The sequence below is a fragment of the Bradyrhizobium sp. USDA 4503 genome, from assembly GCF_054055815.1.
In genome coordinates, this window is record NZ_JBSRXS010000001.1 from 743,518 (window position 1) to 755,750 (window position 12,233).

The following is a 12,233-nucleotide window of genomic DNA, read 5'->3' on the forward strand; positions in this document are numbered from 1 at the left end:
TTGGAAAGGTTTAGGTCAGAAACGAGCAGAAACAATTCGCCTGGGAAACGCACCGAGGACCCCTATGTCGCTCGATCTCAAACGCCAGTTTATCGCGCAGCTCGTCGAGAGTTCCCGGCTGCTGCGCAATTATATCGATCATCGCGCCAAGGCGCGAGGCACCACGCGTGCGCAATGGATCGTGCTCTTCCGCCTGCGCGAGCAGGAGGGACTGTCCCAGGTCGATCTCGCCGACGTCCTCGAATTGCAACCGATCTCGCTGGTGCGGCTGCTCGACCGCCTTGTCGAGCATGGCCTGCTCGAACGGCGTCCCGATCCCAGGGATCGCCGTGCCAATCGCCTGTTCCTGACCCGGAGCGGGCGGCGTCTCGTCGACGATCTCGACAGTTTGCGCGACGCGATCGCCGGCGACGTGTTGCGCGACGTCTCGGACAAGCATGTCGAAAGCGGCCTCGCCACGCTGCGCGAGGTCAAGGATCGCATCAAGGCGCTCGGCGAGGAGGCGGAGCGCATCGCCGCGAAATAGCGCATCTCATCGTGCGCAGATTCCTTCGCTCCATCCATTCACCCGTTGCAGCGTGCGCGAGCCGGTTGAATCGTCGCGGGATGTCGTCCATATCGCGCAGCGACGATGCGAGAGGACGAGGGCTGCGATGGATGAGTTGAACGGGCGCATGATGGCATGCCAGATCCTGGTTACAGGATTGATCGCGCGCGTCGCCAACGAGCAGCGCGACCCGCTGCGCTTTCTCACCGACTTCCGCGACGAGATCAAAGCGGTCGTCAACGGCGTCAACATCGCCGGCCTTGAGAACAGCGACCGAGTGCGGCAGGTCGCGCAGCGGACGATCGACGAACTGTTTTCGCTGATGAAGCCGCCAAGCGCCGAGTAATCGCGTGGTCGCATGGACAGCGCCCGCACGCGGCAGCCAATGACGGGCGGCATCGATTTAGAACGATTATTAGAACACTTAAAAACTACAGTTTAGAACGATTTCAAACCGTAGATTAGAATCGCTTTGAATTGGGGCGATTCAAGCCGACTGTTGCGCTCGTCGCATTGATAAAAAAGGTCACGCTCGATAACCGATGGAGACAGTTCGTCGCAGCTTCATTTCGCGAACGAGCTGATTTTTCTGGGGCGAGCAAGACATGAGCAATGTGAAGGCGCCGAGATCGCTGCGCTTTGATGCAGCGATCGGTTCGGCTGATGACACCGGTTATTCCGCCACGAAGGTCTCCGCAGTCGCGAGCCTGATCGCGGTGGCGTCGTTTTCGGGGGCTGAAGCGCAGCAATCCAACCTGCCGCCGGTGAATGTCGATGCCCCGGTCGCTCGCCCGCGGCCCGTGACGTCAAGGCCCACTGCGGACCAGGTCCGCGCCCGCAACGCGCTGCGCCGCGCCGCGCGCCGTAACAACCAGCAGGCACAGCAGACGCCGGTGCCGTTTCCCAACGCCGGCGGTCTTCCCGCCGACCGCGATCCCTATGCGGATCCGGCCGCGCCGTACAAGGGCGACCGTTTGCAGTCGTCCGGGAAATATCCCGAGCCGATCCTGAACACGCCGAAATCGGTCACGGTGCTGACCAAGGACGTGCTCGAAGACAAGAACGCCACATCGCTGAAGTCGGCGATCCTGTCGACCGCCGGCGTCACGCTCGGCACGGGCGAGGGCGGCAATGCCTTCGGCGACCGCTTCTTCATCCGCGGCTTCGACGCGCGCAACGACATCTTCATCGACGGCGTGCGCGACTCCGGCGTCAGCGTCCGCGAGAACTTCTTCACCGAGCAGGTCGAGATCCTGCGCGGCCCGGGCTCGTCCTTTGCCGGCCGCGGCACCACCGGCGGCGCGATCAACATCGTCACCAAGCAGGCGACGACGCAGAACAGCTTCTACAACATGGACACCACGTTCGGCACCGATCGCACCAAGCGCGTGACGCTCGACGTCAACCAGGTGATCAGCCCGACGCTGGCGATCCGCGCCGGCGGCCTGTTCCAGGATGCCGGCGTCGCCGGCCGCAGCTACGTCACCGACGACCGCAACGGCGCGTTCGTCGCCGGAACATGGAAGCCGGTCGATGCGGTGAAGATCACCGGCAACTACATCCACACCGAACTGACCGGACTCCCGGATTTCGGCGTGCCGTATTACCGGCCGAGCACCGCGAGCACGGCCGGCGGCCCGTTCCCGGATTTCGGCGTCAACCGCAACAATTGGTACGGTTTCGTCAACCGCGACTTCTTCAGGACCGGGCAGGACATCGGCACCATCAACGCCGAGGTGCAGATCACGCCGGACCTCGTGGTCAGCAACAAGATCCGGGAATCGCGTTCGACCCAGAACTACATCGGCACGCTGCCGGAAGCGCCGACGCTGGCCGCCGGCGCTCCGTTCACGGCGTATACGCTGAGCGCCAATCCGCAAAGCCGCTACCAGGTCACCGACGTGTTCGCCAACCAGACCGAGGCGACGTACAAGTCGGTCGACGGGCTCGGCTTCAAGCACACGACGACGGCCGGCGTCGAATACGACAACGAGCGGTCCTCGATCGACAGATATCTCGGCCTGAGCTCGGAAATAACGACCGGCACATCGGCTTTCACGGGAAGCGGATCGCTCTCCGGCGTCAGCGTGTTCAATCCGCAATACACCAACATTCCGTTCCCGATTCCGTCGGGGTTGTCCGGGATGCCGACCAAGATCGGGATCGACACCACCAGCGGCTACATCATGGATACCGCGAACTACAATGACTTCGTGATCCTCAATGGCGGCATCCGCTACGACGACTACAAGATCAACACGTCAGGATATCTGACGTCGGGCAATAGGACCACATTCGGCAGTCAGTCGGCTGACTTCGGGATGCCGAACTTCAACCTCGGCCTTACCTTGAAGCCGCTGCCGAACGGCAGCGTCTATGCGGCCTATGCGACCTCGTCGAACCCTGTCGGCGCCGAGTTCGACGGTACCAGCACGGCGTATGGCGGCCTGTCTCCGGTGTTGAACGGCGGCAATACCCAGATCTTCGGGCCGGAAAAGAACAAGGCGATCGAAGTCGGCACCAAGTGGGAATTGTTCGATCGTCATCTGCTGGTGACGGCGGCGCTGTTCCAGACCGAGAAGGAAAATGCGCGCGAATCGCAGAACGTGAACAACGCAACCGCGGCCGCGGCGCTCGGCTGCTCCTATCCGACCGGGACGACCGGCAATATCTCCTGCATCACCGCGGGCGCGGCCTACCGCATCCGCGGCATCGATCTCGGCGTCGGCGGCAAGATCACCGACAAATGGAGTGTGTTCGGCGGTCTCGTGCTGATGCAGTCGGCAGTGACGAGGTCGCTCGCGCCGCCGGCCAACACCATCCTGTATTCCAGCAATGTCGGACTGCCGCTCGCCAACGTCGCGCACCAGTCGTTCAGCATGTTGACCAAGTACCAGCTCACCGACATGTGGGAGCTGGGCGGGCAGGCGGTGTATCGTTCGAAGGTCTATGGCGGCACGCTGCTGGCGGCCAACCAGGGCACCTCGATCCCGAGCTACTGGCGCTTCGACGCCTTTGCCGAAGCAAAGATCGACAAGCACTGGACGATGAAGCTGTTCGTCAACAACATCTTCGACAAGCGCTACTACGATGCGCTGTACCAGAGCGCGGCGCCGTTCGTGCTCGAAGCGCCGGGGCGCGCCGCGTATCTGGTTGTTTCTGCGCGTTACTGACGGAGGCTTCGCGGCGACAGATGCTGGTCTGTGTTCCCAACGTATTGAGCAAGGCTGATGTGGCGGACTTCCGCCGCATCATGGCGCAAGCCGAATGGGAGGACGGCCGCTCGACCGCCGGCGCCGCGTCCGCGATGGTCAAGCGCAACGAGCAGCTGCCGCCCGACAGCGAGGTCGCGCGGCAGCTCGGCAACCGCATCCTGTCGGCGCTGTCGGCAAGCCCGCGCTTCATCTCGGCGGCGATCCCGCTTAGGATCTTTCCACCCTTGTTCAACCGTTATGCCGCCAGCGACGGGCACCATTTCGGCCTGCACGTCGACAATGCGGTGCGCGGCGACAGGCTGACGGGCATGAGGATCCGCACCGACCTATCGGTCACGCTGTTTTTATCGGAGCCGGAGGACTACGACGGCGGCGAGCTCGTCATCGAAGACCTCTACGGATCCCATGAAATCAAGCTGCCGGCGGGCGATCTCGTAGTTTATCCTGCTTCCAGTTTGCATCTGGTCACGCCGGTCACGCGGGGGACGCGGGTAGCGTCTTTTTTCTGGCTGCAGAGCATGGTACGGGATGCACACGCGCGCAGCCTGATCTTTGATCTCGATACCGCGATCCAGGCTCTGGTGGAGCGGCTGGGGCGCGATGACCCCGAAACGGTCAAATTGACCGGGATTTATCACAACCTGATCCGTCACTGGGCTGAAGTGTAACTGATGATGACATTCAAGTTCCCCGCTGCATCCGCCATGATCGCCTCGCTGGCGATGCTGATGCTGGCCGCGCCGTCTTCGGCGCAGCAGCAAACGGCGCCTGTAGCGCAGCCTGCTCCCGTGACCCGGCCTCAGCCCGCACCCGCGGCCCAGCCGGGGGCAGCCCAGCCTGCGGCGGCTGCCCAGACCGCGCCGGTGGCCGCCCAGCCGGCACAACCGGCGCCGCAGGCTCAGGCCGCGCCGGCCCCCGCCGCGCCGGCCCCTGCCGCGGCGGCTCCGGCACCGACGGCGAACGAGGCGTCCCTGGCTGCGCCCGCGAGCGGCGACAGCAAGTCGCTGAAGTCGACCTCGACCGGCCTGCACGAATTGTCGCCGTGGAACATGTTCTTGAACGCCGACATCATCGTGAAGGCGGTGATGCTCGGTCTGGCATTCGCGTCGCTCGTCACGTGGACGGTGTTCATCGCCAAGATGGTCGAGCTGACGGTAGCGCAGCGCAAGCTGCGTGGCGCGCTGGCCAAGATCGCTGAATCGCGCTCGCTGGCCGAAGCGCAGTTCGCGCTCGGCGCCAAGGGCAGCGTGCTGTCGTCGTTCATCGCTGCTGCGATGCGCGAGGGGCGCCTGTCGGCGGGCATCTCGAGCGACAGCGGCATCAAGGAGCGCGCGGCGTCGAGCTTCGCCGAGATCGTGCGCGCCGAAGCCCGCAAGATCCGCATCGGCATGGGCCTGCTCGCGACGATCGGCGCGACGTCGCCCTTCGTCGGCCTGTTCGGCACCGTCTGGGGCATCATGAACAGCTTCATCGGCATTTCGAAGTCGCAGACGACCAACCTTGCCGTGGTGGCGCCGGGCATCGCGGAAGCGCTGCTCGCGACCGCGATCGGCCTCGTCGCGGCGATCCCCGCGGTCATCATCTACAACCATTTCTCGCGCGTCACGAAGGTCTATCTCGAGTTGGTCAACCGCGCCTCGGGTGCCGCAGGACGGCTGTTGTCGCGCGATCTCGACCGCACCCATGGCGACGTTCCGCGCAACGCGCATGCGCGCGCCGCGGCGGCGGAGTAGGCGATGGCAGTCTCGATCTCCGAGAACGATGGCGACGACGATTTCGCGGAATCCCACGAGATCAACGTCACGCCGTTCATCGACGTCATGCTGGTGCTGCTGATCATCTTCATGGTGGCGGCACCGCTTTCGACCGTCGATCTTCCGATCGATCTGCCGACCTCCAGCGCGACGCCGCAGAAGAAGCCGGACAAGCCGACCTATCTCAGCATCAAGCCGGATCTGACGCTGGCGATCGGGGAGAACGCGGTGAAGCGCGTCGACCTGGTCAATTCGCTGGATGCTGTGCCCGACATGACCCGGGACAAATACGTGTTCCTGCGGGCCGATCGGATGGTACCCTATGGCGAGCTGATGGGCGTGATGGAGCTGCTGCGCGCCGGCGGCTACACGCACGTGAAGCTGGTCGCGCTCGAGGGCGTTCCGGGAGCGCCCGCGGCGGCGCAGGCCGATCCTGGGAAACCCTGACGGCGAACGCGATGTCCACCAACCCCGATCTCGATCTGCGGACCTCGAAGCGGCTCTGGGTGATCGCCGCCGTGACGGCAGTCGGGCTGCATCTGGGCGGTGCCGCGCTGGCACTGACCAATTTGCGCGGCGACGACGGCGAGGGGCTCGGCGCTGCCGGTGCGGAATACGCCGTCGAGCTCGCCTCGGCGGATGTGCCCGACGATGCGGCACCGCCGGGCGCGCCGGCTGACGAGCAGCAGGCCGTGCAGGAAATGGCGCAACAGAAGGCCGAGGTGAAGGACACCGACCTGCCTCAGGAAAAGCCGGTGGAGTCCGACGACCCCGATCGCATCGTGACGGAAGACACTGCCAAGAAGCAAAAGGAGGAGGAGGCCAAGGTCGCCAAGGTCGAGACCAACGCGCAGGAAGCGCAGCAGGCCTCGGAGGCGGCCGCGCCGACCAAGCTGGAGGACGCGCGTCAGTCGGAAACCACCAAAGCACCCAACCCAGGCATCGGCAAGGACAAGCTGCTGCTGACCGCCAAGTGGGGCAAGAAGATCAGCGCCTATCTCGACCTGCACAAGAAATTCCCGGAGAAGGGCAAGGCCAAGGAGGCCAAGGTGAAGGTCGCCCTGGTGCTGAATCGTCTGGGCAAGGTGCTGTCGGTTGCCGTGCTGGAATCGTCCGGAGATGCCGCCTTTGACGACGCGGCGATCTCGATGGTCCACCGGTCCGATCCGGTCCCGGCGCCGCCGGCCGACCTGACCGACGATCAGTTCTCCTTCAGCCTCGATGTCAATTACAACAAGCCGAAGAAGTAGCGAGCCGCGGCTGCCTGCGATCAGACGCCGGTGTCATTCCGGGGCGCGACAAGTCGCGACCCGGAATCCATTTCTCCATTGAATGAGCCGCTGGTCGATTCCTGATTCGCCGTTTCACGCGGCCCGGAACAACGTTGCCTCAGCTCTTCTTCACCAGCGGGCAGACGCTCTTCTCGAGCGGGAGGAAGGCCTCGTCCGCGGGGATGGTGGCGACCAGCTTGTAATAGTCCCACGGATATTTCGACTCGGACGGCTTCTTCACCTCGAACAGATAGGCCGGGTGGATCTTGCGGCCGTCGACGCGGATCGAGCCCTCGCCGAACAGGGGATCGTCGGTCGGCATCTCCTTCATCTTGGCGACCACGGCGCGACCGTCATGCGGATTGCCGCCGAGCGCTTCCAGCGCCTTGAAATAGTGGATCAGCGAGGAATAGACGCCGGCCTGCACCATGGTCGGCGGGTTCTTCTTGAAGCGCTCCATGAAGCGCTTGGAGAAGGCGCGGGTCTGGTCGTTCATGTCCCAATAGAATGTCTCGGTGAAGTTCAGCCCCTGCGCGACGTTGAGGCCGAGCGCGTTGATGTCGGTGATGAACAACAGCATGCCGGCAAGCCGCTGGCCGCCGGAGACGATGCCGAATTCCGCGGCCTGCTTGATCGCGTTGGTGGTGTCGCCGCCGGCGTTGGCGAGACCGACGATCTTGGCCTTCGAGCTTTGCGCCTGCAGCAGGAAGGACGAGAAGTCGGCATTGTTGAGCGGATGCTTGACGCTGCCGAGCACCTTGCCGCCATTCGCGGTGACCACCGCCGAGGTGTCGCGCTCGAGCGCCTGGCCGAACGCATAGTCCGCGGTGAGGAAGAACCAGGTGTCGCCGCCGGATTTGACCAGCGCCTTGCCGGTGCCGTTGGCGAGCATGTAGGTGTCATAGACCCAGTGCACCGTGTTCGGCGAACACTGCGCGCCAGTGAGATCGGACGAGGCGGAGCCCGAGTTCAGGTTGACGACGTTCTTCTCCTTCGAAAGGTTGGCAATCGCGAGCCCGACATTGGAGGCCGCGAGATCGACGAACACGTCGACCTTCTCGACGTCGATCCACTGCTTGCCGATATTGACCGCGACATCGGGCTTGTTCTGGTGATCGGCCGAGATCAGATCGATCTTCCAGCCCTTCGCCAGCAGCCCGGAATCCTCGATCGCCATCTGCGCCGCCACCGTCGAGCCGGGACCGCCGATATCCTGATAGAGGCCGGACTGATCGCCGAGCGCGCCGACCTTGGCGACCTTGTCCATCGTCTGCGCCGACGCACCGCCGCAGAACGCAAGACTCGTGGCCATGACCAAGGCCGTCGTGACCGAGGCTGCAATGGAACGCTTCATCTTCCCTCCAGTATGATTTTGCTTTTGAGTTCCGGATTATGCCCGGCATCGGGTGCATCGCCTAGAGCGCCGGCGCGTTTGATCGTGCGCTATATTCCGCGCCGCGGCGATTGCGCAGCCGGTGACGCGCGACGGGATGCCGCGGTGCGCGGAGTTCGATCATCGGACGCGGATAGGGTGAAGCGCGGACGGCGCTATTTCCAGTAGTACCGGATCGCGACGTAGACCACGACGAGGCAGGCGAAGATCAGTGCCACCGGCATCGAACGCTTGGCGTTCGGGTCGGAGGTGCTCGTCTTCTTGGGGGGCAGGCGGCGGAACGTCGTGACGTTGCCATTGTCGGCGACCGGCTCGCGCGCGCGCGCCGGAACCTCCGGCGCTTTGCCGGCGCCGCCCATCTCGACATAGTAGGTGCGGTACATCTCCTGGATGGTCGCCTCGCCGGCGTCGGCTTCGCTCATCTGTCCCAGCAGCTTGTTGTAAATGGCCAGGAAATTCTGCGCCTCAGGCGGCAAGGCGGAGGCGCCGTTCAGCTTGGCCATCATCTTCCAGGTCGCAAAGTCGGCCCGCGCTCGGGTGTCGGCGCGTCGTGCAATCAGCATATCGGCAGCTTTGATCACCATGGCCTCGAAGCGTTCCTGTCCTCAACGCGCGACCCGGAAAAATGGCTACCGGTTTTCGGTCGGGTCGTGCGCAGATCAAGGCTATGTGTTTCCGGTAATGAGGAGAAGGGCGTTGATTACATAGCCGGTCAGAGTTCGCAGTATCGTTGAAATAACATCAAGATTTAGGCCGACTTGCTGGCCAATCACCGGCAGCAGGATCAACAGCCCGATCAGGATCAGCATGCCGTAGGGCTCCAGCCGGGCGAGCGGGATCGCCAGCGGCCTTGGCAACAGCCCGACCGCGACCCGGCCGCCGTCCAGCGGCGGGATCGGCATCATGTTGAAGATCGCGAGCACGATATTGATCAGGAAGGCGTTTTTCAGATTGTCCGCGGTCCATTTTGCGGCATCGGCCGGCACCAATGGCAGCGCGTGGAATGCCAGCGCCGCGGCGATCGCCAGGATGATGTTGGTGGCCGGGCCGGCCAGCGCCACCCACACCATGTCGAGCTTGGGATGATTGAGCTTGCGGAAGTTCACCGGCACCGGCTTGGCGTAGCCGAACAGGAACGGCGAATGCGCGAACAGCAGCACTGCAGGCAGGATCAGCGTGCCGAACGGATCGATGTGCTTCAGCGGGTTGAAGCTGACGCGGCCGAGCTGCCAGGCGGTGTCGTCGCCGAGCCGATGAGCGACGAAGCCGTGCGCGGCTTCGTGAAACGTGATCGCAATGACGACCGGCAATACCCAGACGGAGATGTCATAGAGGGAGATGTTCAATGGCCTGCCGCCTCGGGTTCGCTGGGACCGGACCTCAGGCTAGCACGGATTCGCGGAAGGCCTTGCTGGCGAGCGTTGCCGCAGGTCAGCGCATGTCGGGGGCGACCGCGTGCGCCAGAGGCGGCTGGGTGGTCGCGATCCAGATGCCGGCGAACACGGTGACGATGCCGGCCACCAGATTCCAGCTCAGCGGCTCGCCGAGCAGGGCTGCGCCGACCAGCGATGCCGCGATCGGATTGACGGTGACCGAGATCGCCACCCGGGTCGGCGTCGTCCGCTCCAGCGCGAAGGCCCAGAGATAGAAGGTAAGCGCAGCGCCGAAGGCGCCGAGATAGATCGCGCCGGACCATTGCGGCGCGCCGAAATCGGCAACCGGCGCAAAACTGCCGCGCAGCAGCGAGGCGACAATGAGCACCACCGCCCCGGCGGCCATCGCGAGCGTGGTGAAGGGGATCGGGCCGGAGCGGCGGATATAGGGTTTTGACCAGATGCTGTAGAGCGCCATGCACAGCGCGGCTGCGATCATCAAGAGGTCGCCGCGCCAGGCACCAGGCGGCGCCGTGGCGAGGCCGGAGAGCAGCGCCATCGAGACGCCGAGGATGGTGATCAGGACGCCTGCGGTCTTGCGCGCGGTGAGCGCTTCGGCGCCCAGCACCGCGCCGACCAGCATGGTCAACAGCGGCAGTGTCGACAGCGCGAGTGCGCCGCGCGCGGCGGTGGTGAAGATCAATGAGGCATTGAACAGGACCGGAAACGCCGCAAAGAACAGCAGGCCGAGGCCGGCAACGCCGAGCCAATCGTGCCGCGTCGGCCAGTTCCGGCGTTGCAGCAGTGCCAGCGGCAGCAGCAGCAGGACGCCGATGCCGAAGCGGAACGCGCCGATCGCCAGCGGGTCGATGGCGCCGACCAGAAACCGCGTCGCCCCGATCGAAGTGCCGCCGAGCGCGCTCGAGGCCACCGCCGCCAATACCCCCCAGATCTCGCCCATTCCGTTCGCCCCTCGGTTTTGCTTGCGCAATCTAGGGAAGGGGACATAATCAGGGAATGGAATAGATGTGATTGACTAAATCACAGATCGTTATGAGGTGCGCCCATACTGGACCCGGATCTTCTGCAGGCCTTTGTCGCGGTGGCGGAGCATCGCTCCTTCACCCGCGCGGCCTCGGCGCTGAACCGGACCCAATCCGCCGTCAGCATGCAGGTGAAGCGGCTGGAAGAGCGGCTGCAGGCCGAACTGTTTCACCGCAGCACGTCCAGTGTCGACCTGAGTGCAGCCGGCGAGGGATTGCTCGGTTATGCCCGCCGCATCCTGAGCCTCAACGCGGAGGCGGTCGGCCGGGTGCGCGAGCATGGCACGGATGGACGGGTTCGCCTCGGCGTGATGGACGACTATGGGACGATGCTCGTCCCGCCGCTGCTCAAGGACTTCATCGCCAGCTATCCGCTGATCCATGTCGAGATGGAGACCGGGCTGACGTCGACAATGATCGATCGGCTCGGCGAAGCCTATGACCTCGTGATCGCGATGCACCCCGAGGGACGCGGCGAGGGCGAGTTGCTGCGCACCGAGCAGGCGGTGTGGGCCGCGAGCGCTGCGCATCGCGTCGAGGAGCTCGATCCGCTGCCGGTCGCGCTCTATCCGCAGGGCTGCCTGTTCCGGAGCTGGGCGATGCAGGCGCTGGACCAGGCGAACCGGCCGTGGCGGCTCGCCTTTGTCAGCCACAGCCTGTCCGCGGTCGAGGCGATCGCGGCGCAGGGCCTCGCCGTGACCGTGGTCAAGTCGGGGACATTTCCGCCGACGCTGCGTCGGCTGACCGCGCGCGATGGTATGCCGCGGCTGCCGCGGGCCGAGATCCGGCTGCATCGCGCGCAAAAACTGTCGCACGCGGCATCACTCCTGGCCGATCATCTCGTCGCGGCGCTGCGGCAGCCGGCGAGGCGGGCGGCGAGTTAATAGGTCGCGCGGCCGCCGGAGATGTCGAACACCGCGCCGGTGGAGAAGGCGCAGTCTTCCGACGCCAGCCATGCCACCATTGAAGCGAGTTCCTCGACCTGCACGAAGCGGGCCTTCGGGATCTTCGACAGCATGAAATCGATGTGCTGCTGGGTCATCTGGTCGAAGATCGCGGTCTTCGCCGCGGCCGGCGTCACCGCATTGACCAGGATGTCGTGCTGCGCGAGCTCCTTGCCGAGCGATTTGGTGAGCGCGATCAGGCCCGCCTTCGACGACGAATAATGCGCGGCGTTTGGATTGCCTTCCTTGCCGGCGATCGAGGCGATGTTGACGATGCGACCATATTTCTGGCCGATCATAGTCGGCACGATCGCCCTGCAGCAGATGAAGGGACCCTCGAGATTGATGCGCATCACCCTGCGCCAGTCGTCGAGATCGGTTTCCCATACCGGCTTGTTGGCTCCGGTGATACCGGCGTTGTTGACGAGAATGTCGATCTTGCCGAACGCCCGCAGAGTTTGATCGCGCGCGGCGTCGACCGCGTCGGGATTGGTGACGTCGGTCTTGATCGCGATCACGTTCTCGCCGATCGCCCGCGCGGTCTTCTCGGCCAGCGGCTGGTCGAAATCCCAGATCGCGACCTTGGCGCCCGACGCGACAAAGCGCTCGGTGATGGCGCGGCCAAATCCCTGCGCGCCGCCGGTGACGACGGCACAGCGGCCGTTGAGATCGATCTTGTTCATGCTGCCTCCC

Annotated in this window: 13 protein-coding genes; 8 read left to right on the forward strand and 5 right to left on the reverse strand. The window is 64.4% G+C overall.

Features of this window, described 5'->3' with window-relative positions; all coding sequences use genetic code 11:
* Window positions 1-64 precede the first annotated feature (64 nt).
* The 7 genes from ACVMIH_RS03510 to ACVMIH_RS03540 all read left to right on the forward strand — a co-directional run bounded on the left by ACVMIH_RS03510 (window position 65) and on the right by ACVMIH_RS03540 (window position 6,766).
* Entirely contained in the window at window positions 65-526 is a 462-nt protein-coding gene (locus ACVMIH_RS03510) for a MarR family winged helix-turn-helix transcriptional regulator (RefSeq protein WP_016841339.1), read from the forward strand.
* Window positions 527-653: 127 nt separating this feature from the next.
* Window positions 654-893, forward strand: coding sequence for a hypothetical protein (locus ACVMIH_RS03515; RefSeq protein WP_028344615.1), 240 nt, complete (start codon window positions 654-656; stop codon window positions 891-893).
* A 259-nt stretch (window positions 894-1,152) separates the two neighbouring features.
* Complete coding sequence (locus tag ACVMIH_RS03520) at window positions 1,153-3,720, forward strand: TonB-dependent receptor (RefSeq protein WP_057019723.1); 2,568 nt, start codon at window positions 1,153-1,155, stop codon at window positions 3,718-3,720.
* 20 nt (window positions 3,721-3,740) lie between these two features.
* On the forward strand, window positions 3,741-4,430 hold the full coding sequence (locus ACVMIH_RS03525; RefSeq protein WP_028334318.1) for a Fe2+-dependent dioxygenase: 690 nt from the start codon (window positions 3,741-3,743) through the stop codon (window positions 4,428-4,430).
* A 3-nt stretch (window positions 4,431-4,433) separates the two neighbouring features.
* Complete coding sequence (exbB, locus tag ACVMIH_RS03530) at window positions 4,434-5,495, forward strand: tonB-system energizer ExbB (protein WP_456860766.1); 1,062 nt, start codon at window positions 4,434-4,436, stop codon at window positions 5,493-5,495.
* Window positions 5,496-5,498: 3 nt separating this feature from the next.
* Window positions 5,499-5,963, forward strand: a complete 465-nt coding sequence (exbD, locus tag ACVMIH_RS03535) for a TonB system transport protein ExbD (RefSeq protein WP_057019724.1) — start codon at window positions 5,499-5,501, stop codon at window positions 5,961-5,963.
* A gap of 11 nt (window positions 5,964-5,974) precedes the next feature.
* The gene (locus tag ACVMIH_RS03540; RefSeq protein WP_057019725.1) at window positions 5,975-6,766 is read left to right on the forward strand and encodes a TonB family protein; all 792 of its coding nucleotides are present in this window, start codon (window positions 5,975-5,977) and stop codon (window positions 6,764-6,766) included.
* 139 nt (window positions 6,767-6,905) lie between these two features.
* Here ACVMIH_RS03540 and ACVMIH_RS03545 read toward each other — a convergent pair whose 3' ends face one another.
* From ACVMIH_RS03545 to ACVMIH_RS03560, 4 genes are all read right to left on the reverse strand, one after another.
* A complete protein-coding gene (locus tag ACVMIH_RS03545) occupies window positions 6,906-8,099 on the reverse strand; it encodes an ABC transporter substrate-binding protein (RefSeq protein ID WP_420888230.1) in 1,194 nt (397 codons plus the stop codon).
* Window positions 8,100-8,335: 236 nt separating this feature from the next.
* Window positions 8,336-8,743 (reverse strand): hypothetical protein, encoded by a 408-nt coding sequence (locus tag ACVMIH_RS03550; protein ID WP_057020029.1) that lies wholly within the window; start codon window positions 8,741-8,743, stop codon window positions 8,336-8,338.
* A gap of 102 nt (window positions 8,744-8,845) precedes the next feature.
* Window positions 8,846-9,526, reverse strand: a complete 681-nt coding sequence (locus tag ACVMIH_RS03555; RefSeq protein WP_038384092.1) for a site-2 protease family protein — start codon at window positions 9,524-9,526, stop codon at window positions 8,846-8,848.
* 85 nt (window positions 9,527-9,611) lie between these two features.
* On the reverse strand, window positions 9,612-10,514 hold the full coding sequence (locus ACVMIH_RS03560) for a DMT family transporter (protein WP_057019727.1): 903 nt from the start codon (window positions 10,512-10,514) through the stop codon (window positions 9,612-9,614).
* 105 nt (window positions 10,515-10,619) lie between these two features.
* On the opposite strand from ACVMIH_RS03560, the gene ACVMIH_RS03565 reads away from it, so the two are divergent.
* Window positions 10,620-11,480: a LysR substrate-binding domain-containing protein gene (locus ACVMIH_RS03565; protein WP_456785634.1), complete on the forward strand. Its 861-nt coding sequence runs from the start codon at window positions 10,620-10,622 to the stop codon at window positions 11,478-11,480.
* Here the strand turns inward: ACVMIH_RS03565 and ACVMIH_RS03570 are convergent.
* A complete protein-coding gene (locus ACVMIH_RS03570; protein WP_057019729.1) occupies window positions 11,477-12,223 on the reverse strand; it encodes an SDR family NAD(P)-dependent oxidoreductase in 747 nt (248 codons plus the stop codon). The genes ACVMIH_RS03565 and ACVMIH_RS03570 overlap by 4 nt on opposite strands.
* Between the last annotated feature and the right edge of the window lie 10 nt (window positions 12,224-12,233).